The sequence below is a fragment of the Oscillibacter sp. MSJ-31 genome, from assembly GCF_018918025.1.
Taxonomy (GTDB): Bacteria; Bacillota; Clostridia; order Oscillospirales; family Oscillospiraceae; genus Hominicoprocola.
The window spans coordinates 81,567-105,541 of sequence record NZ_JAHLPT010000007.1; the positions used below are offsets into that span (position 1 = coordinate 81,567).

Consider the following 23,975-nt stretch of genomic DNA (forward strand, 5'->3'; position numbering starts at 1 on the left):
ATATAAGGTGGTGTTTTGAATGAGAAACAGCAATACATTAGAAGATTTCGGCAAGAAAATAGGCGGGGCAAGAAAAGATGAATGGGCGGCAAGAGGACTGTCGTTATCTGACTTGGAAGAAATGAATGATGCGGAAAAGGCGAAGTATGTCAAGAAAGACAACATCTGGAAGAAACCTGACTACCAGGCGATGTATGATGCGGGGATGCCCAGGGAAGTCCTGTATTACATCAAAGAGTTAAGAGACTCCCTGCCCCCTAAACCATTAATGGACAAGGACATAGAGAAATATATTAAACTCGTATCTGGAATACGGGATGCTGCTATGTCTATTAAGTCCGTGGATGAGATTGGGAAAAAGTTCTTCGATGGGGCCGTAAAAAATACGATACTTGAAGCGGGGTTAAGCAATTCAAATGTATCATATTATAAGAAACTATGGTATGCGTCCCAGGACGGTTTATCCAGGGTGAAATGGAATATCAGCAAGAAAGAGTTCCTATTCAGCGATGAAGAAAAAGCGGTAAGGCGATATGCCGTTGTCTGTATGGATGAGAATGTAAGATATGAAGCGTGGGACCGTTCCGACCCGTCTAAACTGCGTCTTGAAGTAAAGGTCCCAGGCGGGAAGCAATACTATTACCCGAACGATTTAAAAGAGAATGAGTTCAAAAAAGGAACATACCTGGTATTTGCCGATAGTGATAGGCACAATATTATGTTTAAAAACATAGCGACATACGATGAAGCAAAGGCAAAGGCTACCGAATTATACAGGGCCGCAAATTCTATAGAAGTGCCGACAGAAAAGAAAGACAGGAAGAAAGCGTTCTCTGCTCCGCAGTTGGCAAGAATAGAGTTTTCAGGCCGTGGATACAGGGATGACAGCAGAGACATTACAGGCCAGGACTATTTAAATGAGTTCAAATTCTATGGCGGTGAGTTTGGAAATTGGATGAATGATGCTGACCGTCAGGCATCTATGAATTTCGGCTATGAAGCGTTTAAGACGATAGCGGAAGTCCTGAAAGTCCCTGATGAAGATATATCATTTGGCGGTAGACTATCCATAGCGTTCGGTGCTCGTGGCAAGGGTGCTGCTGCTGCTCACTACGAACCGATGCGTGAGGTCATCAATCTTACGAAGATGAAAGGGGCTGGTTCCCTGGGGCACGAATATGGACACGCCTTAGATGACCTGGTAAATAAAATCAGGGGTGAAGCGGACCTATCTCAAAGTAGAAAACTTCTGACCATCCAGAATGAAATCATCGGGGCTATGAAATATAAGGACTTTGAGATGAAAGAATACGGTTCCTATGTATCATATTACATCACAGATAAGAACGGACTTCACTGTATGCCAATCAAGTCCGACTTCTACGAAAATTCGACAAAATTCGACAAAATGTTTTCTAAGCAGGACAAGGGCTATTGGCATAGTGATATAGAGATGTTTGCCCGTGCGTTCGCTTGCTATTTACACGATAAATGTAGTGAAGCGGGTATTCGGTGCGATTACCTGAATGGGTCCGCTGAAGCTGCCAAGTTTGACGGTATAGCCGCTATTCCCCAGGGGGAAGAGAGAAAAAGACTGAACGGCCTGTTTGATAAGTTTATTGAAGAGCTGAAAGAGAAAGAGATATTACACGAAAGAAAACCCGAAAAAGAGAATTTGAAAGATATATTGAATAGGGCAGTAGAGAAAGCAGGGAAACAGGTGAGAGAAAACGAACAACTGAAAATAGATGGGTTTGAAAGATAACGGGCGATTTCCGCCCGTTTTATTTTTGCTTGTATTTTGATTTGCGTTTCTATATAATGGGTGAAGATGAAAAGGGGGACTTGTCTATGACTTTTGCCAGATACCTTTCCAATTACAGCTTGCCATACTTCAAGGACATACGGGATGATAAGCACGCGGCAATAGATTTTTTTCTATCACCTGGCCCTGCTCACGAAGAAGATACAAGCGACCGCGAATTCATCAAAGGCGGATATGGTTTAAGGCATTTCTCGTCGTTCCTGCGGGATGACAACGATGTGGTAATGGCAGCGGTCAAGAATAACGGCAAGGCCCTAAAATACGCTTCAGACCGCCTGAAAGATGATTATAAGGTGGTCAGGGCAGCTATCACATCCAATGGCTATGCTATTATCCACGCTTCCGAAAGGCTCAGGGGTGATAAGGAACTGGTGCTTATGGCTATCGGTTCTATCATCCAGTCCAGGCGTCCAAGACCCGAAATGTCCCTGGTCAATCATCGCTATGACTTCTCTGCTGCCCAGGAAGCCGTAAGAGAAGCGTTCTGGGTTTTCGACTATCTTTCCGATGAACTGAAAAGCGATAAAGATGTGGCTCTGGCTGGTGTTGAATTGTGCTGGGCTTATCTCGCCAATCTTCCTGATAATATGAAAGATGACAAGGATGTTGCCCTCAAGGCCCTGGAACAGAATAGAGAAGCGTGGTGCTTCATCTCTGAAAGATTGAAGAAAGATGAAGACATACGGGCAATGATAGGCTTATAAAAAGAAAGACAGACGGAATTTCCGTCTGTCTTTTTCAATGTCCATATAACCGTCATCGCCTGGTTTGTAAATATGATTTCGCAATTCCTTATGTTCAAGGCAATTATTATTTTTGGCAAAGACGGGCATAAGCCGGTCTTGGAATACCAGAGGATAACGGTGTTCTGCTTTCTGTATCCCGTTCATATTCTTGTTCCAGTTCGCTTTCCTTCCTTGATAGGAATGTTTCATCCTATATTATATACTACGCATTACATCCAGAAAATATAACCGTTTTTTGAAATTTTCTCAAAAAATATTAAGAAGACCATTTCTGGTCTTCTTAATAAGGCTGGATGGATAAATTATGAAAAAGAAGTTTTTACTTTGCTGTCGTGCTATATTATATACTATGCTCAAGGCCCAAAAAATATAACTGTTTTTTGAAAATTTTTTCAAAAAAAAGCAGGTCGCCGTTATAAATCGACGACCTTGAAGGAGGTGAGCCGAAAAGGGTTTCACAATTCTTTCAGCCACATTATATACTACACACCGTCTATAAAAATTATAACGCCCGTCCGTTTTACTCTTCGATTTTCTTTTTGTAAATCACAGCGGCCCCAAGAGCACTAATCAACACAACTGCCGCGATGCCCCCGATAATCATTCCAGTATGACTCTTTTCTGCTGCGGGTGCGGTCTGGGTCTCATCTACCGGCGTATCTACGCTCGGTTCCTCGTCGATAACAGGTTCATCTATATTCGGCTCATCCGGTGCTGCTGGTTCGTCCGGTGTGGTTGGTGTATCTATGGTTTCCTTGGTCTCATTATTCCCAGAGAGGATGAGAACGGATGTCTCGCCGCCATTAATAACTATCTTTTCTACATTCGGGGTAAGCCCTGCGGAATTCTGCTCATATGTATATACCCCTCTCGCCAAGGGTTCCGTAATTGTAAAGCCGTTGGAACTGTCCAGGGTGTAGGAATAGTTCTCTCTGTCCCTCGTAAGCATAATCTGAACATCCTTGCTTTTGTCGTAGTTCTCTGTCTTAATCATCAAGCTGCCTTCCATACTGTTGTCCCCATACAGGTATTTGCCGTGGATGACATCGAAGTTCTCAAAGTAGAGCGTATAGGCAACTACCGGCGTTGTCTCGTCTATGGTGAACTCCTGCCCACAAGCCAGACTGAATACAGATTTAGCATCATTGCGGACCCCGCCAGATGCCAGAAGATAATTCCCATACGGCAGTTTCGTTCTCGAATAGAAATTGTTGTCGTAGTTGATATTGACCTCTTCATAGGAACCAGTGTCCTGGTTCAGAACGATTACATAGAAATTGTAATTGTCATAGCCCTCTGGGGTATTTACGGTCGTATCCACCGTGAGATTTAGCCACGCCTCACCTTCAGCGGCAAAAGCCGCTGAAGAGAGAAGACAGGCAATAATCAAACTTAATATAAGTGATATTGTTTTTTTCATTGTCAATTACCTCCTAAATAGGCCAGTTCTTTCGGCCTGAAGTATTTTGTGAAATAACCAGGGGCATTTACATTTACCCCATTAACAGACGGGGAACAGTGGATGAAATACATCTTTCCGCCCTCCGTGTATAGATACATACCAATGTGTCCGTCATTGCCTGTATTGGCAAAATCGCCAGGTAAGAGTTGGTCCTTGCTGATTGCCATAGACATCTTCCTTTGTCCCTCGGACCCTGCCCAGAAACAATCTTTTCCGAATGTGGTAAGCATTACCCATCTGGCAAAACCGGAACAGTCAAGCCCGTATGTCTGATAGCTGCCTTTCGGCTGCTTATCATAACCGTCTGCCGTTATCTGTCGAAGTTCGGTTCCCCACGCGGTATCTATCTCGGGGGATAGGCCCTGATGATGTCCTCCGCCCCAGAAATACGGAACTCTACCGGCAAGCTGTAAGGCATTAGCGATAAGGGTCTGTCTCTCAACGGAAAGGTCTGGATACTGCTCCAGTATCTTTTCCATTATTGCTTCCTGCTCTTCCTCAAGCATAGGAATGGAAGAGAAATTACCGTCAGACAGAATAACCTCATACAACTCATACCAGTCCTGGTCATAAAGGTTTTTGGCCCAGGCAATGTTGTCATCTGTCCATCCAGCCCATCCATTTTCAGGGTCAGGCGGGTCTATTGCGAAGATGTCATCCCATCCAAGAGTATCGATTGTAATATCTACATCCATATGGGTTCCTGAACATTCAAGGTGGTCCCCATCGCAATACCAGACCTTATATGAATGGCAATGCTCTTTACCTTCGGCATCCGTGGAACAGTCCTCATCCCAATAATACTTACATCCCCCGCGTCCGCTGTTATCGATACGGTGGCCTGGTTCATCGCAAGAGAATGTAGTTTGTCTATTACAGGTCTGCCAATCATCACAGTAGTAATAATCGCTCTCATCGTATGTAATGGTGTGGGACTTCTCGAATATGGTCTCTATATAATTCTTCACATCTGCCGACTGGAAGAAGTGTATCCAGGTGGGCCAGTTCTGGTCGAACCGAACTGCTGTCATACATAGAAGTTCCTTGATATTGTTATAACTCTGCTTATGTGGGAATTTGTAATACACATTGTCGTATTTCTCATCCGCTGCCACGGCCTCTACCTCGGCTATCAAATCATCCTGTAAGCCCTGGACATACTCTACATACTTCTGAACATCCTCTTTGTCCATTTGAAGAACGGACAGGACGGAAGAGAACATCGTTGATATCATTGACACAATGAGAATAATTGAGATGAACCCGCCCAGGCCCATAATCAAGACCCTTTTTAGCTTTGCCGCTGCCGCACTGACTATTACAGATACCCTCTTCACAAATCTTACTGGGGCCGACATTATATGCCCAACCTTTTTTATTCCCTGTGCCAGTCTGCTGTTCTTTACCCTATTGACTACACCAGATACCTTCTTTCCCGCCGTTTTCAAACCGCTTACCGCTGTTTTTAACTGCTTCGGGGCTTTCTCTATCACCTTGCCCTTGACCTTGTTGTATGCCCCGCCATTGACGAACTTGTATGCTGTATCGGCCCTATTGATGAATTTGGATACCGTCTCTGTATTCTTAATGGTCTCTATTCCTGCCTTGGCGGCTTTGGTGGCCCCTGTTTTGTCGCCTACCCATTTTGCCGCTTTTATCGTTCCTCTTCCAAGTTTATTGGCCCCTGCTTCGGCAAATCTTCCAGACATCTTTATAGCCCGTCTGGCATATGGGTTCTGGGCATTATTGACTATGGCTGATAGTGTCTCGCCTCCAGTATCTCCGTCATTTGCTGTTTTGTTGGATACCCAGGAACCGAACGAACCCATTGAGTGAAGAAAACTGCCTCTGAAATTATATTTCCCGACTTTGTTTATGGCCTTGATGTCCTTACCAATAACAAACCGGCCTACATTCATCGTGCGAATTCCAAGGTTCTGTAAATGGCCTCTTGCTATGCGGACCCTCTGCCTCAACTCGATTACACTTCTTGCGGCCCCCAATGCCTCTTTTCCCGCATACTTCACTGATGATATGCTTCTGAATACGCCTGTGCTCTCTGCTGAAATGACGGTATACAGGCCCTTGCCGATACCTTCCGATACCTTTATGGCCCCTGAACCAATGGAATAATTGAACTCTTTCGCATACTGTAATTTGATGGAATGTTTGTTTAATTGGGTTTTATTTCCATTTCGTATCTCTTTCTTGATTTCCCTTTTGCTCATCCTGTCAATGTGGAAAGTGTTATTTACTACGGTAGTTCCAGATGCTTCCGGTGCTTTCGGAATGTCCCCGTTCTTTCTTCTCTCTACACGATTAAGAACATCGTTTACTCTGGCCCTGGTCTTTTCTGTGGAATTGACCGCACCAGACTTGCCGATTATCTTTCCGCTGTCATCTACTTTTACAGGGAACCTTATAGATATGCTTCCTGGCTGGGTAGACGGTGAAGCGGATGTCTTTGCTCTTGTGGGCTGAATAATATGCTGTCCTGCTCGGTCATATTTCTCTACCCTGGTCTTTCCGACCGCTGTTATGGTGGCTACGGTTGAACCCGCTGCCGCATAACTGACCACTTTCACATTTCTGTTTCCAGGTGTGGCGGTAGGTATGTTGGAATGGGGTATCATTTTGGGGGCTGGACGGTTCGGAACATCAGGGTATTTTCTGCTTTGTCTGAATGTGCTCTGCGTTCCTGGCTCATCCCGCTTTACCGCCGGTCTATATGTCTGCTCTTTTCTGTTGTCTGTAATGGCCTTTATATTCGGCCTGTAATCGTTCTTTGCCCCGCTTCTATTCTCTGTGGGCCGGTATGTTGGCCTGTCAGAATGCCCTTGCTTACTGGTCCCATACGGCGTTGCTGGCCTGTCCGTTCTCGGTGTGCTCTGTGTAGGTCTGCTTGTCTCGTATGGCTTCCTTACCGTGCTGGGCGTTTCAGTCCTTGGGGTGCTGCTCTTTGGTGTTTCACTTGGTTTATATCTGCTGGGGTTGGATATATCGCTGGGCTTATATGCTTCCGGTCTATAGGTGCTTGGTCTTGATGTATCACTTGGCCTGGTAGCCTCATATTGATTACTTGAAGATGTGCGGACCGGCTCATTTGACCTGGATGTGCTGCTTGGATGAATGGGGGTCTCGCTGGTTCTGTGGTCCTGGGCAAATTTCTCACTTACATTTGCTCTTCTCTCTTGTTTTGCTGTCCATTCCTCGTGTATCCTCTGCTCATCCCTACGCCTTCTTGCGTAGTCCTCATTCATCCGCTCTCTTGCTCTTTCGGCTCTTTCTAACTGTTCCGCCCTGCGTCTTGCCTCATCATCACGCCTTGCCTGTTCAACTCTTTCCTGGGTCTTGCGTAGATTGTAGTCATCATATTCGTTTTTCGGTGTTTCTGCGGGTCTGCTTTGCTCTGCTGGTGCTTTGTATTCCTGCTGCTTCGGCTCATCGCGTCTCTGGGGTTCCGATGCCCTGGTATCTTCCCGCTTATAAGGTTCGGGTTCTTCCTGAGCCTTTTTCTTTTTCTTCTTTTTGGCTTTCTTCTTTTTCTCTTCCTCGACATCTTCCATTGCCTCCAGTTCGTCTTCTTCCAGTTCGTCAAGGAATTCCTGTAATTCATCAGAGATAGGTTCTTCCTGCTCTATTTCCTCATTTTCCAGGTCTTCGTTTTCTATCTCATCATTTTCCAACTCTTCTATATCATCGAATCTATCGTCATTCATAATGCTTACACCTCACATAAAAAAAAATAAAAGGGAGGACGATTTTCGTCCTCCCAAAGTCCTTACTCATCGGCAGGGCCTTTATCATTGGGCTTGGCCTCGGTCGAAGACGGGTTTTCGGTCTTTTCAGTGTCTTTCTCATTCATTGCCAGTTCCATTACATTGTCCTTGAACTCTTCCATCTCTTTTAGCTGCTTCCTCTCTTCCGCTTCCTTTCTCTTCAAGTCAATAAGGAAACTGCAGCAGATAAGGAATACCAGGGGACAAAGAACAGCAATCTTGCCAGGAATACCACCGAACCACCAGAGATGATGAACCCTTGCGAACCAGTTCCAAATCTTCACGGTCTTACTTTCGATGTTGTCCATCGTGGAATAGTAGTTATCAACGACCTGGTTGTTATCGCCTTTCGTATATACCTTTCCGTCATCTGTGATTTGAACTATTCTGTGTGTGATTTTTACATATTCTCTGTTGTCCTCATCCCAGATATGGAATGTGATAATATCGTTTTTCTGTAGTTCATCAATATTGTAGACCTTTTTGCTTATCGTCATTCCGCCCTCTCGGATGGTAGGTTCCATTGAACCAGTAAGGATGATGCCAGGTCTATAATCGAATAAGTAAAAGTCCTGTTTGTTCTGCCTCGCCTGGAATGCTGCCGCAAAAGTGTATATCGTCATAAGCCCAAGGGCGATAAGTAGTATCCAGGACACAACATTTGTAATTTTCTTAAAGATTTTCATTTGTGAAACCCTCCTGTAAAAGTTTGTTTTTAAGTTTTCAACCTTAATATAAGATATTAATTTCATCGCTAAAATATAACCGTTTTTTGAAATTTTTTCAAAAAAATGTTATAATAAAAGTGGGAACCTAATATAATGTAATATAGAAAAACTATTAATTATAGGGGGTTATCACTATGTATGATTTAGAAAATCTGTCCTTTAAGGGCTTTATAACTCTGGCATCCGGCACGGATGAACAGAAGATGGCAAAAAGCGTAATGGGTCTGAATTGGGAAAACTGGCACACTGACGGTAAGGACCCTGAAACGGTGGATGAGTATGTTCCCGAAACGCCTACCATAAAACTCTTCAAACACGCTGGATACCTCCAGGTCGATTTATGCTTCGGTTCCCGCTTTAACCCCGAACTTACGACCGCCTGGAACTTCCTTGAACGCTTCTGTGATAGTGCGAACAGTATAGATGAGAATGATACCGCCGTTCCCGTGCTCATCACATCTATTGTTCCTGTAGAAACGGAAGGTAAGGTATATGCTCTCTGCTCCAACCCTATCTTCCATACCCTCCAGCCTGAACAGGTAGGGCAGGAAGCAACGGTAATAAGGCTCGTATTTGACGAAGAAGATTGCCAGTTATACAGAGAACAGGAAAACAACAACTAATCTTTCGGGGGTGATTGACGATGACCAATCTGGACCTTTTCAATCTGGAAGAGAATTTAAGCCCAGAAGAATATGTCGAAACAGTGGCGTATATCGCGGAATCTTATGGCCTGTATGGCTACATAACAGAATACAGGGCCAATGAAGACCACGAAGACAGCGGAATGTATATTCTGGTAGGGAACGACCCCAGCATCGTCAGCAGAGACCCCGTGGGACTTATCAACAGAGAACAGCGTTCCCCATCTCTCTTCTATCCTGATGCCTGGGCCTGCCGTATCGACGGTGCTAATCAGTTAGAAGTGTTGGAAAATATGCTCTGGTATTGTAAGAATGCGGAAGCGATAAATACGCTGTATCGCTCTCACGATGTCAAGGTTCCCGTAAGACTTGGAATAGAAGAAGTGGGGGCAATCGCTGAAGCAAATGCCTATATCATCAGACCCGATTTTGATGAAGATGCCAAACAGATATACAGAAAACGCCTGGATAAGTATTTTGAGAATGAGAAGCATTCAGGACCCATTTCTTCCGCATGGCGTAATTTTGTCAGAAGTGAGAGATACAATACCGAAAAGTCAAAACTAAGCAACATCATCAGATTTATCTTTAATAACAATCAGAAAGTCAGCTTGAAGCATCTGGCTTCGGACAGAACAAAACTGATAGTCGAAGATATCCAGGAACACGAATACAAAGAACTGAGAAAGAGATTAAAAGACTATCCTGATATCATCTACAATGTCTCTGGTAAGGATGTCATAGACCACGGACAGATAAATGGCGGCAAAGACCCGTGGGCAGACGAAATCAACCACTTTGAGTTCAGGACACTGACATTCAGAAGCTGCGATGAGCCTATTATCGCTGAGATGCTGAACAGCATCCGCCTATCATATGCCGAACAGACATTGACCCAGGATAACGATGTTATGTGCCTATCGGTTCCAGTCAATGATTTTCTGAATTTCTCTTTGCTGGCAAAGTCGAACGACATTCAATACAGAATAGATAATGAAAGCCAGTTTGGAAATCATCGTCTTAATGAAGTTCCCGTGGTGGTGAAGAAAGATGATGAAGTTATGGTAAAAAGAATATTTAAGAGAATCGTCGTTGATAAGTGGCAGGGTTATCATTGTATAGATGACAATGATAGAATTTCATTACAACACGCTCTGGAAAGGGCAAAGGAAAAACAACTGGAAGCCAATGGCTCCAGATTAGATAAATCTAAAAGTAAAGAAGAACCAGAGAGATGAAAGGAAGCGGCCCTCATATAGGGACCGCTTCTTTTCCTATAATGAAGAAAGAGTATGACATAAAACCATACTCTTTTTATTTCAATTCATTTTGTTATAGGTATTCAGGTCCTTATCGAAGTAATACCACATATACGCTTGGACCGCCAGACGGACATCATTGGTGGTCTTTATTCCCATTCTTTCCAACTGATAGTCCAATGCCCCGCCAGAGAACTTATTCCCAAGGCCCATACAGACTTCGGACATAATATCGTTCTCATTAACTGGCTCGTTGTCTTCCAGTTTTCTGAATACGATTTCTCTTATCGTGCCCCTCATCGCTCTTGTAAGTTTCTTCATTTCTGCGTGTGCTGCCATAATCAATTACCTCCTTCAAGTTGTTTTTCTCTCGTTTTGTCTTTCGGTTTAGAGTTCATCATTTCATAGAGTTTAGTGTTCTGCGGGAACTCATCTTTAAATGGAATAATGCTGCTTCCTGTATATATCAACCCTTCGCCAGGGTTAGCGTTTGTAATATAGCCCTGCTGAGTATCAGATATATTCAAAAGGGCAGAGAGTTGGGCCTTGTCCAATTCTGCTTGGTTAAGCATTTGGACGAATTCGCAGTTAGATATCATGGTTCTGGCTATTTCAGAACGAAGAATATCTTCAACATTCTGAGTAATACCGGTCGGAATAGCACCCCATTTTCTCGCTCTCTTGAACAGGTTCTTCAGGAACTCTGCGGAAAGGTCGTTAGTGAAGAGAAGATAAATCTCGTCTATGTAGACCCAGGTTCTACGGCCTTTCTTTCTATTGACGATGATACGGTTCCAGATACTATCCAGAACAATAAGCATAGCAAGCGTCTTAATAGAATTTCCTACTTCGTTAATGTCATAGACGATGAAGTGGTTATCCGTATTCACATTCGTTTCATAGGCAAATGCGGCAAGGGAACCAGTCGTATAGAGTTCCAGGGCGGTCGCTAACTGCTTTGCTTCGGGGTCTGGCTGGACGGCAAGCAAATCTTTAAACTCTCTCAATGTGGGGACCTTGGTATGCTCTGGGTCCAGAACATAGGGGGCATATATCGTTCTAACGCATCTATCTACGATAGATTTAAGTGTTGGTGATATGTATTGTCCACCGCCAAGAACTACCTCACAAATGGAAAGGATGAATTCGCTCTTTGCTGGAATGGGGTCTATCTGGGTCCCCTTGTCATCCATACCATAGTCCATATCCATATCCATTGGGTTGATGTGATATGGGGAAGTGGAAGATATCTTTATTACTTCGCCGTGGAACGCCTCTGCCATAGGACCATATTCGCGTTCAGGGTCAATTACTATAACATCATCATTCGGCCTGGACAGAAGAACATTTACCATTTCTCTCTTACCCGCAAAGGACTTACCGGAACCAGGGGTCCCAAGTATAAACCCGTTTCCGTTCTTTCCGTCCTGTCTGTTGTAGTTGATAATGTTTCCGCTAACGGCATTTACGCCATAATACATTCCATATTTCTGACAAAGTTCCTGGGACGAGAACGGAACGAATATCGCGGCACTTTCAGTCGTAAGGGTCCTCTTGATATACAGTTCGTTTCTTGCCAGGGGCAATGCGGATGTAAGACCAAGTTCCTGCTGCCAATTCAGTTTTTTGAACTGGCACATATGCCTTGCCGCCACATCCTTCAGCCTCTTCGTTCCCTGGTTAAGTTCCTCCAGAGAGTTTGCCATATGGACTACTACGATAGTGGCAAGTATCATATTCTGGTTTCTTCTGCTTATATCTGTAAGCAACTCTTCAGCATCGGCCTGGGCTGCTTTTAGTTCGTAAGATATCGTCTCGGGGGAATAACCCGCCCGACTTGCTTTCTTCTGCCTATCTATGACATTGGAATTGATGGATACCATCTGGTTTTTAAGCATCTTTATTGCTTTTATCTGGGGAATGGTCTCATAATTCACGCTTGTAAGCATATTGATAGGAACCGCTGTAATGTCAGTAAGAATGCTGTCTTTGATGTAGGACGGGAAGTTCGTAAGGAACAGTGCCCTTGCGTATGTATCGCCCATAACGAAATAGTCCTTTTTAAATTCAAAGGACATAGGACCAATCATATCTTTGGTCGTAAGTCCTGCCTTACGCATAGCCTTGAAATCAAAGTCCTTTTCCTCTTCCCACCAGGCCGCTTTTGAACCGAACTCGGCATTTCCCTGGTTGAAGATATCGTGAAGGGTACAAAGACGGTCGTGAGAACTCTGGGATATTGCCTGGGAACCGCCTATCTTTTTCACATTTTCCTTTATCATCGTATCCAGACGGGTAAACTGGTTTCTGGCTTCCTGTAGGGAACCCGCTTTTACAGAAATGGTAAGATACTTGTCCCTCTTGATATTGTTTACGCCTTTGTCAAGATTGCTTTGAAGCATCTCATTAAACTCGTCCCTTAAATCGTCCAGCCCGTCATTTGCCTTTTGAAGTTTCAGTTCGCTGTCGAAATAGTTTTCAGGCAAGTTTCTGTTATTTATGGTTATTTGATACTTAATGCTTGAATCGAACGAATTGAGAAGGTCCGCATATCTTGAAAGCATTACCTCCTGGTCTTCTCTCTTTGCCGTGGCATAGTTCATATCCTGTAAGAGATAGGAACGGGTGAACTCGCCCTGCTTCGTCTCTATGATTCCCTCCTGCGGATATACAGATATATAGGGTATGGTGTCCTGGACAGTCTTGGGAACTTTCATCTTTTTGGGGGCTTTCTTAATTTTCTTCAGTCTTGCTTTTTCCTCTTTGGCCCTCTGCTTTTGTTCCTGCTTTTCCCTTTTCTTCCTCTCTTTTAATTCTTTCTCGGATACTTCAACCTCATATACTTCGTTTGTGCGTTGGTCAAGTATTATATCTTTTTCAGTCTTTTTGTTTTTTCCAAACATATGACATACCTCCTGATTATTTGAAGCCCTCTTTGGACTTCTTGTATTTGATTGGTTTCTCTGGCTCTGAATTTACTAACTCTTCAAAATAATTCTTAATTTTGTATTTTCTCTTCGTTGGGGCAAGGAAGTTATAAAAGAACGCGGCTTTTATAAATTGCTCAAACGGCATACCATAGGGTTCTAACCATCCCGCCAGGATGACAGGCAACACAAGAAAGAATGTTATGGTCATCTTCGTATCAGTGCTTACGCCAAGTGTTGTCTCAACTTCTGCGGGTGTTTCATCGACGCTGTTTTCCTGGTTGATGATTTCCTCGCCAGTTTCCATATCAACTACGATTTCCTGATTTGCCTCTGGCTCTGGGGTTATGACTTTCGGGCTTGGCAGCAGATTAAATACCAAAAGTGCGATTATCGCCGCTATGACAAAACATACGGTCTGCCTGGTAGTCATATTTCCTATCAGCTTCGTTTTATATTTTCTGACTTCCTTTGGAATAGGTATTTCTAACATAATCAATACACCTCCTGAATTAAGACACTCCGACCCAATCTCTTGCTATCTGATTAGATTTTCCTATCAGCAGACAAGCGGCAACACCGAATACAAGATAGGAACCAACATATTCTGAGAACCCCGCACCGCTCATAATTCCAGCACCGGCTATGCTCGAGAACAGCATCGCTATCATCAGCATAATTCCGCCTTGTAAGGCAACGGCAAGCATTCTCTTTAAATACCTGATTGCTCCGCCAGATGTTCCCTCAAGGAATATGTCCGCTGTGGCTATCGGGGCACCGCAAGCCATAATCATCATTTCAAAAAGACGAACATAGCATTGGACCTTTATTATGATGTTGATTATCCAGGTAATTGCCCAAGGAAGAATGAGTTTTATAATGAAGCCCAGGCTTTTCATAAGCCCGTAGTTTCCAGTTTCTTCCGCTGCCAACGCTTTCAGGTCATCGGCTATTCCGCTCATGGTTCCTGCGGATAGCCCTGCGGAATTTACTTTATTGACCATAAGCGTTCCCCAACTCATCAGTGTTTCCACGATATTCAAAGAGTTTTGAACAAGGAACAGGGCAACAAGAAATTTAAGAAGCATTTTGAAAATTTGCTCGATGTTTAATGTATCTGTCGTGTTTTTATCTACAAGTGCGATGAGAAAATAAATCAAAAAGAGAATAAACCCAAGGGGCAGGGCAACATTCTGAAATATTGATTTAACAAAGGCCCACGCTTCAGGATAATCTGCCGGTCCTTGAAGTAATATTTGTCCTATGCTTCCGAAAAAATCTGCTCCCGCTATGTAGTCAATCATATTTTCGATTGTTTCTTTCATACGGATAACACCTCCGGTTTAATAAAATAGGGGAGGGAGTTTCCTCCCTCCCCGAAAGTTGTAGTGTCAGGAAATATAACCCATTTTGGTTAGAAAGATTTTAGTTGCTACAATCAATGCTCCAGCAGCGATACAACTAATTCCTTGGGTCCGTCTTTCTGGCTGCTCCTGCATAAAAGACATAGCTAAAGAGAATATACCAAAAATGATAGCAGCAATGCCGATTACATTAATAATACTAAAGATGTTATCGAGTAATGTTCCTGCTGCTGTATCAAAATCAGGCGGGTTGGAATTGATAGTTACGGCATATGCAGGGCATACCATACTAACGACCGATGCGACCAAGGTAGTAAGACATACACACGCTTTGGTTGCTAAAGAACTAACTTTGTTGATAAACTTTTTCATTTGAGAATACCTCCAATAAATTTATTTTTGATATTCCCCTCAAATATAAAAAGATTTTTTCTTACCTTTACACTACACTATATACTATTAATCTAACGGGCAAAATATAACCATTTTTTAAAAAATTTTCAAAAAAAATAAAGACCCTGGTATCAGGGTCAATGAGAATAATCGGGGTCGAAGCAATCTTCAAACTCAATACTTTCAATGGTTTCGGGGTCTTCTTCAAATGCTTCCTGGGCATCCGTTATCTCATAAGTATGTTTTCCAAGTGTCGTAGTTTCTCTGATTTCAGCATTGCGGAATCTCTCTTCGTTGGCATTTGCCACTTCGGCTTCAAGCGTCTTGAACTCTTCCTCATTCTGCTTCGCTATGGATGTTGTATTGGGTAATTCGGGGGTATGAATTGAATGGATGTCAAAGAGAAGATTGTCGTCTGCGTCTCCGGTATATTTGTAATTCGGATGCTTCGGATAGTCATACTTCTTATCGAAGATGGGGTCAAGACCTTTAATGAATACAATACAATCTCGATTGTCCATCTTTCCCACTTCATTTGGGGCCATTAACTCTCTCGCTATAAGATTTCTGCTTCTTGAAGTGCTTCCGTTCTTTCCTCTGCTCCTTGATGTGCCCTCGGCTGCGATGGTTTCTTTGCCTAACTTCTCGGATATGAACTTCAAAACTTCCTGACCCTGCCCACCAAGGAATATCATCGAAGAACAGTTATCTAACAGAGTTTCGTATTCGTCCTTATACATCTTCTTTAGCTGTGAAGGGGACTGACAAATAATGCTCGCGGATATCTCATACTTACGCATAGTAGCAAGTTTCTGGTCAAAATCAGGTATAGTTCCGATGTTCGGGAACTCATCCAGCAAGAACCGTGTATGGCACGGCAACCTTTTCCCCTTACACTCCGTCTCTGCGTGGAAGTAAAGCGTCTCGAATAATTGAGTATAGAGCATAGCAACAAGATAGTTGAATGATGTGTCGGCAATAGGGGTAATACAGAACAGGACTGTTTTCTTATCGCCTATGGTTGCCATATCGATAGTATCTGTATTGGTCAGCCTTTGAACTGCTTTAAGGTTGAAGTGCTGAAGCCTTACCGACGCTGATATAAGAATCGATTTTGCTGTTTTTCCCGCTGCCTGTTTGAAAATGGCATAAGACCTTACGGCTATATGCTCTGGGTCTCTCTCTTTCAATTCCTCAAAGACCATATCAAGCGGGGACTTGTAATCGTCGTTGTCTTCTTTTACCTCGGCTGCCCTCAACAGCGTCATTACATTTCCGAAGTTCTGGTCTTCTTTCGGAACCTCATAGTAGAGAAAATAGCATATTGCCTGTAATAATGCGGTTTCTGACTTTTCCCAGAATGGGTCCCCTTGCGATGCCTTGGGGGGCGTGGTATTCTTCAGCAGCGTGGTTATCATCGTGATAACGCCCGTCTCATCTCTTATATAGTTGAACGGGTTATAACACATTGAGTTTTCCATTTCTACCGTATTGAATACTTTGACCTCATACCCCTCTTTCTCCAGGAACTTCCCGCAAGAAGCCAAGATTTCGCCCGAAGGGTCAGTGATGACATATGATGCGTTGGCCTGTAAGAGATTTGGCTTGAGAAAATATCTCGTTTTTCCTGTTCCCGAACCACCAATAATAATAACATTATCGTTCAGGAATGTCTTTCTTGTGTCCATTGATAATTTGATATTTTGAGATAATATCATATTATCTTTTCCGTCGCTTTGTGTCTTTCCAAACGGTGAAGAGAATTTCTTGCTGTACCCGTCGAAGTCGGTCATCCACTTTGCTGAACCGTGCTCTACTCTGGGCCTTTCCATTTTTCTTTTGTCGAATTCTGTCAGATAATAGACTATCCACAATCCGTATATTATTGTAATAATGAGAAACGGAAATGAATCAAAGTATACAAAGTCCAATGGGTTTGTCTGGATATGCTTGTTTGTTGCCTCTATAGCCTCAAAAAGCAGCATATCCTTAAATTTCGACATATGCCCAGCATAAAACAGGCCACAAAGATATGCTATGAAGCCCATAATCATCGCGGGTTTTGCGGACATTTTTTTCATTATAAATTTACCTCCTATAATTAGTATTTATATAAAATATTAATTTAAGGGGCAAAATATAACGATTTCTTAGAAAAAATCATAAAAAATAGCACCTGGAGTTTTCCAGGTGCTATATAATTATTTCTCAAAGTCTCTGCTTTTGCTTTTCTCTGCCGATTTGGCGTTCTCTTGTTCTGCTTTCTTCTCTGCTCTCTTTATGATGCCCTCAAGTGTAGATACCCTGCTCGTATTCATCTCGCGTGTAGAATACTGCTTGGATGGGGCCTCTGGGGAATGGACCTTATCCATATTTATATCTTTGGGGAACAATCTAACCTTTTCGTCGATGATGGTCTGATACGCATTGACTTTCTCTCTGTCTTTCTCTATTCTTGTTGTCTTCTCTTCGACGGTCTCGTTCTCTGGTATTGGTTCCTTGACTTTTGCTGCGTTGAACTTTTCCAGGAAGACATCGTATTCTTCCTTGGTCATCAGGACTGGTTCCGTAATGGCTTCCAATTTAGTAAGGGCCATATCCCTGAACTCGAACTCTGTCCTGTCTACCGAACATACCTGATTTCCGCCCTTACAATACTCAAACTCTTCGGGGCTTAAATGAAGATATACCGTAGGATTGGATGCGGATAGAATATATACCTCTCTGTCTGGGTCATCTATCGATGCCCGTATTTTCTTCTGCTCATCTATCCTCGCCCTTACCTGTTCCCGTATTTCGCTGACCACGCTTTCCTTGCCCACATACTCATTCAAAATACGCTCCAGCTTTTCTCTATTCCTGGTATCAGTCAATATTTTGTATTTCTCATCGTGCCCTACGGTCGCAAAGACAACATCGGTCTTTCTCGCATGATGCCGCAGAAGTTCCAAATCTACTTCGTCCAGGTTCCCGATAACACTGAACTCTTCACCTTTATGGGCCTGTAGGAATGCCTGACTGCTTACCTCATTCATCAGTCCGCGTTCTGCTGACTGTATGGATATCGCTTGTTTTACTAATTCTCTCTGGCTCTCAGGGAAATATACTATCTTTCCATCATCATTCTGAATGTCGAAAATGTAGTATCTAACGCCCTGCTGCTTCATAAGGACTTTCAGATGCTCAATGTCCTCATCAGGAACAGTGAACTGCGATAGTCTCTTGTCCCTCTTTTTCATTTCTTCCAATTCCATAAGGCCCGACTTTTCCCGATACTTCTTTTCGTCCTTTTCCCTCTGGGCCTCTCTCATCTGCTGAATAAGTGCGTCGATGATACTCTTCGACGCTTCCATTACGCCTCTTCCGACCTTACCCGCCATTCGCTTTAATGTGTTAGTTGTCTCGCCGCCAACATCAACTGGCATATAAAACACCTCCGATAATTATTTTACTTTAATATACTTGTAAAACCAAAAAAATATAACCGTCATCCACCAAACAGACCATTTTTAAAAACTTGATAAGTTATAATAAATCTGAAAGGTGAATAAAATATAATAAATCTAAAAGTTATATCGTCTTTGGTAATATCAAAAAAAATAAATTATGGGGGTTTTATATGAAAAACACTGAAAAACAAAAATTAATCGAAGAAATAAAAAATGGCCTTGAGCCTGCTGGTATTCCAGAAGAATACCGCGATGATAAAGAAGTTGTAATGGCAGCAGTTAAGCAAGATGACAAAGCCTTAGCATATGCCTCTGACAAATTAAGGAACGATAAGAACTTTATAATTAGAGCGGTCAAAAAAAATGGGCTGGCTCTTCGGTATGTTCCTGACAGATTCAAAGATGACAAGGATGTAGTTCTGGCGGCTGTCATGGACTACGGCCCTGCCCTGAAATACGCTTCTGACCGTCTGAAAGACGATTTGGGTGTAGCCTTGGCAGCAATAAACCAGGATGCCACATCTATTTTTGATGTTTCTGACAGGCTGAAAGATAATAGGGATGTTATGCTGGATGCGATATGGCGTAATAAGTATAATATCTGTTATGCCTCCGACCGTTTGAAACACGATTATGATTTCATCATAGATGCCTATAAGGCTAACTCAGACATTACTTATCCTTTTATTAACATTGATGAGGAAACGAAACAGCTTATAGATTCTGCTAAAAAGCTGATAGAAGAGAAAAAGCCTTCTCTTTCTTCCGTGCTTAGTAAGGCAGAAAAGGCTTCTCAGGAACACAATAGCAAATTGAATACACAGTCCAGGGATGATAAGGACCTTGAGAAATGAGAAAAGACCAGGAAATTTTTACCTGGTCTTTCTTTTTGCCATTATTCAAAAATCTTTTAGGTCGTTTTCATTTCTCGTCTGGTTCTTTTTCTCTTCCATATTGAGATGCGTGTAGATTTCCATTGTAGTTCGTATTGATGCGTGGCCCAGCATTCTTGAAAATTCAGCAAGGTCGAAATCTGGGTCATTACAGTGATTTAGATAGTATTGTGTAGCATAGGTATGTCTCAGGCCGTGGATAGATACTGACCTATTTACACCGATTGCTTTCAGTATCTTCTTATGTGCTTGTAATGTTCCGTTTCCAGATGCGATGCCGTAGGGGAAGCGTTGAGAAGAACACAGATATTTATGCCCGTCAATGTAGGCATCATATTCTCGATTGATGCGTTTTTTCGCTGCTCCAAGTTCGGCAGCCGAATAAATATCTTCGGCCTCTTTCAGTGCTTTCGCTCTTCGCTCTTCTATTTTCCGCGTCTGTTCCTGGTGCTCATCCAAAAGATGTCGAATATCGTCTAATGCCTGTTTATTCAGAACAAGTATTCTGACGCTTGATTTTGTCTTCGGGGTCTGAACTATCTTCTCTTTCTTATGCTCTACGATGTCTTTATCGATTCTGATAGTTTTAGAGTTCTCATCGTAGTCCTTGACTTCGAGGGCCAAGGCCTCACCGAGTCTTAAACCGGTATGAAGAAGAAACAACAGGCGATACCCGATATAATGCTCTGGAAATACACAGCCAAAATTAGGCAGATATTTATTTGTGATGACCCTGGTTCTTTTACATTCTGCGGTATAGGCGGTTATCTCTGCCGGTCGCAAATAGTTGTTTGGGTCTATCGCTTTGTCTGGCGTATATGCTTCTTTCTCTGCGTGTTTAAAAATAATCAGCGGTGCTCTTGATATGAATTTCTTCGCTTCGGCAACTCTAAGCAATGCCTTTATGGCATCGATGCTCTTCTTCAGGGTCTGGGTAGAATACCCTTTACCGTCCCTGCCGTTCTTTTCCATGTCTCTGATTACAGACTTGACAAACTCATTGTCGATGTCCCGCAATCTGACCCCCGCCATATAGGGTTTCAGTCTATTGATATTCGTTTCGCAACTGACATAGGAACGGACCTTTAATTTCTCTTCCTTTTTCTCTTCAAGATAGATTGGAATAAAGTCGTTGAAATACCAGTCCTGCGAGATGAACTTTTCTCGTTCGATTTCTCGGTTCTCGCCGTTCAGGGTCTTCAGGTATTTCTCGGCATCGGTTTTCTTTCTGAATGTCTTTGTGTATTGCTTTCTATGACCGTTTATGGTATAATCATCGCCAAGCCAGGTAATACGCCAACTATTCCTGCTCTTCAGGAATGTGATTTGCCCGGTGCCTTTTTCACGCTTCGTTCCTGACATATTTTTTCACCCTTTCCTTTGACACAAGAATAGCATAACGCCATATCTTTAGTCAAGCGTTGTATATGGTGTGTATATGTTATAATTCGGCATGATAGGACCAAAACGGGTTTGATTTGGCATCAAAGAATAAATAGGGAAACGGCTGGAATGCCTGATATATAAGGGTTTTTCCAAGGTTATAGGGCAGTTTTGGGAAGTAGTCAAAAAATAATTCGTATTCTTCCCAAACAAATGATGCATTTGCAAAGAAACCCTTTGTTTTCAATGGTTTTGCAGTTTTTGAAAATAGAATTTTCAAAATTGTCACGCTAAATGTCACTCTATGAATTTTATATGCGGATGTCGTCTAATGGCAGGGCCCCAGCTTCCCAAGCTGGCGACGCGGGTTCGATTCCCGTCATCCGCTCCAATGATTAGTTGCAAAATCATTTGATTTTGCAACTATTTTTTCTTTTTTGATAGATTTTGTTCGCTTGCCGAGTTTGAAAATGTCACGCTATGGGAGGCGGATAGCGTGACATTCATGTATAAGGGAAAGGGACTGCCTGTTACCTCAAGCAGTCCCTCAAAATATTTTTTTGCTCCTGTTTGACTTCGTTCTCCCACCATTTGAAAAAATCTTCCGTGCGGACACGATATTGACCACCCAGCTTGGCGGCGGGAAGCCGCCCCGTTTTCAGCATACGGTCGATCACAAAGCGAGAAACCTTGAGCAGCTCCGCCATATCGCTGACCGTCAGAAATGCGCCATATTCGGATGAGGGAGGCAACTTTATCGAGGAATTTACCATGTGCAACACCTCAATAACGCTCCAACGCTATAGAATTCCTTTGCCCTCATCCTCGAACATAGCATTCTCGTCGAACAGATAGCCTTGAAATACCGTGCCATCTCCGGTGATGAAACGGCCACGCGCATCCTTGGGTATCTGTTCGGCGGCGCTGGTGTTGTCGAGAATAATTTGCGAAAGTACGCTGTCCGCCCTGCCGCAAACACGGAAATCCATGTTGTTGCGTATCTGGCCGGGGATGATCGTTGCATCCGGTCTCTGCGTGGCAAGAATAAGGTGGATACCAAACGCCCGCCCCTGCCGCGCGATGGTGGACAGCCTGCTTTCAATTTGCGCCAGTAGCTTCTTCCGCTCGTTGTCGGCTCCGGTCTTGTCCAACATCTCCGCCACCTCGTCACAGGCGAATACAAGCCTCTGAATGGGTTGCTCTGCGGTTTCGTTGTAGGCGTCGATGTTTGGACAGCCCAGCGCCTTGAACGCGCTCTTGCGGTGTTCCAGCACCGCTACAAGTTGATCGAGGGTATAGCGCAAATTTTCCTCCGTGAAGCACATCCGGCATTTCTCGTGCCAGACCTTGGGAAAATCCACGCCGCCCTTGAAATCGGTAATGTAGACCTCTGCGCCCTTATGGAGCGCCTGCATAAGCAGTAGTTTCAGCAGGACGCTTTTTCCGCTGCCCGTGGAGCCGCCCAAGAGGATATGCGGAATGTGCGCGAGGTTGACCGTCACAGGGCCGGTATAGCTTTCCCCCAGCACCAGCACAAAGCTCTTAGGGGAAAGATAACTGTCTTTCCATTTCAGGACTTCCGGCAAATCGTCACCGGCAGGAACAGCATACACCAGCACACGGCTCTTGCCCTTGGCGTAGGTTAGCTTGACAATGATGATTCCCAATGCGGTTTCAATGGCAAGGCGTTTCTTGTCCCACTCTTGCAGCGGGATGCTCTGATTGCGGAACTCCCATACCGTGACGCGAGGATTATCCTTATCGCGGCGCTTGCGGAGCAAATCGGGCGGCATCCCCGCGTGGTTTATGAGGCCGATACATTGAAGCTGGTCTTTTGCCGCCCGTCTGCCAAATGGATAGAGCAGGAGCGCCAGCAACGCCATACCTCCAACAAACAAATAGGCTGTTACAGCGTGTTCCATTGCAGCCTTAAGAATGGGAGAAATTAACTCGATGTGCTTCACCTGTTCACGCAATGTAACCTGCTTTGTGGCAACATACCCAGCGCCAACAAGGTAAAGCGCAAGGAAGAAAAGCTTGACCGGAAAATCAGGGATACCGCGAAGCTGACGGAAGATGTCATGCCAATAGGTGCGGCGCTCGATGTTCTTTTTATCTTCTCTTGTCATGGAGCGGCACCTCCCTTGGTGGTTTCCCCTTGCGAAACTCCTTCACGCAGCCGATACGCCTCAGGAAGGCCCGCCACGTCTCCAGCTCAGAGCGCTGAACTTCCGTATACTGTTCGTCCAAAGAGATATTGGAAGTGATGTAGACGGTGGTATAGCAGGCTGTACGGTCGTGGTATCGGGCCGGGAGCTGCAAGGGGTAAATGTCCAAATAATTGAGCATGGCGGCAATTGGGATCTGACTGTGAAATTCTTCAAACACCAACACGGGCTGTCCGTGGTAGGCATCGAATTTTGTGCCGTTCTTGCCGCCATAATCGGTAATGCGGCAGATGTCCTCCGGCTTATGGGATGCGAAAATGCTGCGCGTCTTTCCGGTTCCGCTGTCACCATAGAGGTAAAAAACCTGAACAGCACGGTTTTCATGCATATACCGCTCTGCCTGCAAGGTGTCCCGCATCTCGTCAATGCCTTTGATTCGAAATGCATAGGACGGCTTTTGCCGGATAATTTCGGCATTGGTCATGCCCTGCTCCACACAGCCCATGAGGGCATACATAGAGGGAGAGTCCTCCTCGGCTTCTGTGGGAATGTCACCAAACTCAAAGAAAGTCCCCTCCACAGAAGTTCCCGCCTTTTTCGTGTCAGCCCATTTCCCGCTTTTGGTAATGTAATCCCTATTTGCCACGGAGCCTTTCATGCTCTTTTCAATGTGAGCAGGTGGAAAACGGTTCTTTACGGTGCTGAATCGAATCGGGGAATGGGAAAACAGATAGATATGCGTATGATAGGTTCCGCTCTCACCGATCTCGTCTGCGAGGCAAAAATACCTTGGATGAAACAGATGCAGCCTTTCGATGATCGTATCATGGTCAAGACCGCAGTCTTTTGGATTGTTGATGGTCAACGACCATCTGCGGCTTTGTGGGTCTTGTGCAGCCATGTCATGGTCTCCTTTCTTTGCTACCGCTACCTTGCTGCCCCACGGTAATACTTA

The 23,975-nt window shown here is 43.9% G+C and carries 21 protein-coding genes and 1 tRNA gene; 6 read left to right on the plus strand and 16 right to left on the minus strand.

The genetic code is table 11. The features are described from left to right. Positions 1-19 precede the first annotated feature (19 nt). Both KQI17_RS07095 and KQI17_RS07100 read left to right on the plus strand, forming a co-directional pair. Complete coding sequence (locus tag KQI17_RS07095; protein WP_216495496.1) at positions 20-1,765, plus strand: LPD1 domain-containing protein; 1,746 nt, start codon at positions 20-22, stop codon at positions 1,763-1,765. Positions 1,766-1,851: 86 nt separating this feature from the next. After that, a complete protein-coding gene (locus tag KQI17_RS07100; RefSeq protein WP_216495497.1) occupies positions 1,852-2,529 on the plus strand; it encodes a DUF4116 domain-containing protein in 678 nt (225 codons plus the stop codon). Here the strand turns inward: KQI17_RS07100 and KQI17_RS07105 are convergent. From KQI17_RS07105 to KQI17_RS07120, 4 genes are all read right to left on the minus strand, one after another. Continuing rightward, positions 2,524-2,715, minus strand: a complete 192-nt coding sequence (locus tag KQI17_RS07105) for a hypothetical protein (protein WP_216495498.1) — start codon at positions 2,713-2,715, stop codon at positions 2,524-2,526. The two genes, KQI17_RS07100 and KQI17_RS07105, sit on opposite strands and share 6 nt — an antisense overlap. 376 nt (positions 2,716-3,091) lie before the next feature. Next, entirely contained in the window at positions 3,092-3,991 is a 900-nt protein-coding gene (locus KQI17_RS07110) for a hypothetical protein (protein ID WP_216495499.1), read from the minus strand. Positions 3,992-3,993: 2 nt separating this feature from the next. Continuing rightward, on the minus strand, positions 3,994-7,752 hold the full coding sequence (locus KQI17_RS07115; protein ID WP_216495500.1) for an NlpC/P60 family protein: 3,759 nt from the start codon (positions 7,750-7,752) through the stop codon (positions 3,994-3,996). A gap of 62 nt (positions 7,753-7,814) precedes the next feature. Next, positions 7,815-8,498 (minus strand): signal peptidase I, encoded by a 684-nt coding sequence (locus KQI17_RS07120; RefSeq protein WP_216495501.1) that lies wholly within the window; start codon positions 8,496-8,498, stop codon positions 7,815-7,817. Positions 8,499-8,674: 176 nt separating this feature from the next. On the opposite strand from KQI17_RS07120, the gene KQI17_RS07125 reads away from it, so the two are divergent. Both KQI17_RS07125 and KQI17_RS07130 read left to right on the plus strand, forming a co-directional pair. Beyond that, positions 8,675-9,163: a hypothetical protein gene (locus KQI17_RS07125; RefSeq protein WP_216495502.1), complete on the plus strand. Its 489-nt coding sequence runs from the start codon at positions 8,675-8,677 to the stop codon at positions 9,161-9,163. A 20-nt stretch (positions 9,164-9,183) separates the two neighbouring features. Then, entirely contained in the window at positions 9,184-10,422 is a 1,239-nt protein-coding gene (locus KQI17_RS07130; RefSeq protein WP_216495503.1) for a hypothetical protein, read from the plus strand. An 81-nt stretch (positions 10,423-10,503) separates the two neighbouring features. On the opposite strand, the gene KQI17_RS07135 is transcribed toward KQI17_RS07130, so the two are convergent. The 7 genes from KQI17_RS07135 to KQI17_RS07165 form a co-directional block, all read right to left on the minus strand. After that, on the minus strand, positions 10,504-10,782 hold the full coding sequence (locus tag KQI17_RS07135; RefSeq protein ID WP_216495504.1) for a hypothetical protein: 279 nt from the start codon (positions 10,780-10,782) through the stop codon (positions 10,504-10,506). A gap of 2 nt (positions 10,783-10,784) precedes the next feature. Continuing rightward, positions 10,785-13,346: a VirB4-like conjugal transfer ATPase, CD1110 family gene (locus tag KQI17_RS07140; RefSeq protein ID WP_216495505.1), complete on the minus strand. Its 2,562-nt coding sequence runs from the start codon at positions 13,344-13,346 to the stop codon at positions 10,785-10,787. Positions 13,347-13,362: 16 nt separating this feature from the next. Next, positions 13,363-13,863 carry a PrgI family protein gene (locus KQI17_RS07145; RefSeq protein WP_216495506.1) on the minus strand — a complete coding sequence of 167 codons (501 nt, stop codon included), beginning with the start codon at positions 13,861-13,863 and terminating at the stop codon, positions 13,363-13,365. A gap of 19 nt (positions 13,864-13,882) precedes the next feature. Further along, a complete protein-coding gene (locus tag KQI17_RS07150; protein ID WP_216495507.1) occupies positions 13,883-14,695 on the minus strand; it encodes a hypothetical protein in 813 nt (270 codons plus the stop codon). A 66-nt stretch (positions 14,696-14,761) separates the two neighbouring features. Next, positions 14,762-15,106, minus strand: a complete 345-nt coding sequence (locus KQI17_RS07155; RefSeq protein WP_216495508.1) for a hypothetical protein — start codon at positions 15,104-15,106, stop codon at positions 14,762-14,764. A gap of 158 nt (positions 15,107-15,264) precedes the next feature. Continuing rightward, entirely contained in the window at positions 15,265-17,208 is a 1,944-nt protein-coding gene (locus tag KQI17_RS07160) for a VirD4-like conjugal transfer protein, CD1115 family (RefSeq protein ID WP_253285723.1), read from the minus strand. 120 nt (positions 17,209-17,328) lie between these two features. Beyond that, entirely contained in the window at positions 17,329-18,552 is a 1,224-nt protein-coding gene (locus KQI17_RS07165) for a DUF3801 domain-containing protein (protein WP_216495509.1), read from the minus strand. Positions 18,553-18,746: 194 nt separating this feature from the next. On the opposite strand from KQI17_RS07165, the gene KQI17_RS07170 reads away from it, so the two are divergent. Beyond that, complete coding sequence (locus KQI17_RS07170; RefSeq protein ID WP_216495510.1) at positions 18,747-19,430, plus strand: DUF4116 domain-containing protein; 684 nt, start codon at positions 18,747-18,749, stop codon at positions 19,428-19,430. 45 nt (positions 19,431-19,475) lie between these two features. Here KQI17_RS07170 and KQI17_RS07175 read toward each other — a convergent pair whose 3' ends face one another. Both KQI17_RS07175 and KQI17_RS07180 read right to left on the minus strand, forming a co-directional pair. After that, positions 19,476-20,831: a tyrosine-type recombinase/integrase gene (locus KQI17_RS07175; RefSeq protein ID WP_216495511.1), complete on the minus strand. Its 1,356-nt coding sequence runs from the start codon at positions 20,829-20,831 to the stop codon at positions 19,476-19,478. 79 nt (positions 20,832-20,910) lie between these two features. Then, entirely contained in the window at positions 20,911-21,141 is a 231-nt protein-coding gene (locus tag KQI17_RS07180) for a hypothetical protein (protein WP_216495512.1), read from the minus strand. A gap of 28 nt (positions 21,142-21,169) precedes the next feature. Between KQI17_RS07180 and KQI17_RS07185 the strand changes: the two genes are divergently transcribed. Beyond that, a tRNA-Gly gene (locus KQI17_RS07185) sits at positions 21,170-21,243 on the plus strand. A 139-nt stretch (positions 21,244-21,382) separates the two neighbouring features. Here the strand turns inward: KQI17_RS07185 and KQI17_RS07190 are convergent. The 3 genes from KQI17_RS07190 to KQI17_RS07200 are packed head-to-tail and all read right to left on the minus strand — an operon-like array spanning position 21,383 to position 23,921. Further along, entirely contained in the window at positions 21,383-21,625 is a 243-nt protein-coding gene (locus KQI17_RS07190) for a helix-turn-helix domain-containing protein (protein WP_256445975.1), read from the minus strand. A 27-nt stretch (positions 21,626-21,652) separates the two neighbouring features. After that, positions 21,653-22,981: an FtsK/SpoIIIE domain-containing protein gene (locus tag KQI17_RS07195; RefSeq protein ID WP_216495514.1), complete on the minus strand. Its 1,329-nt coding sequence runs from the start codon at positions 22,979-22,981 to the stop codon at positions 21,653-21,655. Continuing rightward, positions 22,965-23,921, minus strand: a complete 957-nt coding sequence (locus tag KQI17_RS07200) for a viral replication protein (RefSeq protein ID WP_216495515.1) — start codon at positions 23,919-23,921, stop codon at positions 22,965-22,967. Before KQI17_RS07200 ends, KQI17_RS07195 begins: the two co-directional genes overlap by 17 nt. Positions 23,922-23,975 lie beyond the last annotated feature (54 nt).

Excerpts from the sequence above, each read along its gene's own strand:
- KQI17_RS07095 (WP_216495496.1), top strand. The coding sequence starts at position 20 with ATGAGAAACAGCAATACATTAGAAGATTTCGGCAAGAAAATAGGCGGG.
- KQI17_RS07100 (WP_216495497.1), top strand. The coding sequence starts at position 1,852 with ATGACTTTTGCCAGATACCTTTCCAATTACAGCTTGCCATACTTCAAG.
- KQI17_RS07105 (WP_216495498.1), bottom strand. The coding sequence starts at position 2,715 with ATGAACGGGATACAGAAAGCAGAACACCGTTATCCTCTGGTATTCCAA.
- KQI17_RS07110 (WP_216495499.1), bottom strand. The coding sequence starts at position 3,991 with ATGAAAAAAACAATATCACTTATATTAAGTTTGATTATTGCCTGTCTT.
- KQI17_RS07115 (WP_216495500.1), bottom strand. The coding sequence starts at position 7,752 with ATGAATGACGATAGATTCGATGATATAGAAGAGTTGGAAAATGATGAG.
- KQI17_RS07120 (WP_216495501.1), bottom strand. The coding sequence starts at position 8,498 with ATGAAAATCTTTAAGAAAATTACAAATGTTGTGTCCTGGATACTACTT.
- KQI17_RS07125 (WP_216495502.1), top strand. The coding sequence starts at position 8,675 with ATGTATGATTTAGAAAATCTGTCCTTTAAGGGCTTTATAACTCTGGCA.
- KQI17_RS07130 (WP_216495503.1), top strand. The coding sequence starts at position 9,184 with ATGACCAATCTGGACCTTTTCAATCTGGAAGAGAATTTAAGCCCAGAA.
- KQI17_RS07135 (WP_216495504.1), bottom strand. The coding sequence starts at position 10,782 with ATGGCAGCACACGCAGAAATGAAGAAACTTACAAGAGCGATGAGGGGC.
- KQI17_RS07140 (WP_216495505.1), bottom strand. The coding sequence starts at position 13,346 with ATGTTTGGAAAAAACAAAAAGACTGAAAAAGATATAATACTTGACCAA.
- KQI17_RS07145 (WP_216495506.1), bottom strand. The coding sequence starts at position 13,863 with ATGTTAGAAATACCTATTCCAAAGGAAGTCAGAAAATATAAAACGAAG.
- KQI17_RS07150 (WP_216495507.1), bottom strand. The coding sequence starts at position 14,695 with ATGAAAGAAACAATCGAAAATATGATTGACTACATAGCGGGAGCAGAT.
- KQI17_RS07155 (WP_216495508.1), bottom strand. The coding sequence starts at position 15,106 with ATGAAAAAGTTTATCAACAAAGTTAGTTCTTTAGCAACCAAAGCGTGT.
- KQI17_RS07160 (WP_253285723.1), bottom strand. The coding sequence starts at position 17,208 with ATGAAAAAAATGTCCGCAAAACCCGCGATGATTATGGGCTTCATAGCA.
- KQI17_RS07165 (WP_216495509.1), bottom strand. The coding sequence starts at position 18,552 with ATGCCAGTTGATGTTGGCGGCGAGACAACTAACACATTAAAGCGAATG.
- KQI17_RS07170 (WP_216495510.1), top strand. The coding sequence starts at position 18,747 with ATGAAAAACACTGAAAAACAAAAATTAATCGAAGAAATAAAAAATGGC.
- KQI17_RS07175 (WP_216495511.1), bottom strand. The coding sequence starts at position 20,831 with ATGTCAGGAACGAAGCGTGAAAAAGGCACCGGGCAAATCACATTCCTG.
- KQI17_RS07190 (WP_256445975.1), bottom strand. The coding sequence starts at position 21,625 with ATGGTAAATTCCTCGATAAAGTTGCCTCCCTCATCCGAATATGGCGCA.
- KQI17_RS07195 (WP_216495514.1), bottom strand. The coding sequence starts at position 22,981 with ATGACAAGAGAAGATAAAAAGAACATCGAGCGCCGCACCTATTGGCAT.
- KQI17_RS07200 (WP_216495515.1), bottom strand. The coding sequence starts at position 23,921 with ATGGCTGCACAAGACCCACAAAGCCGCAGATGGTCGTTGACCATCAAC.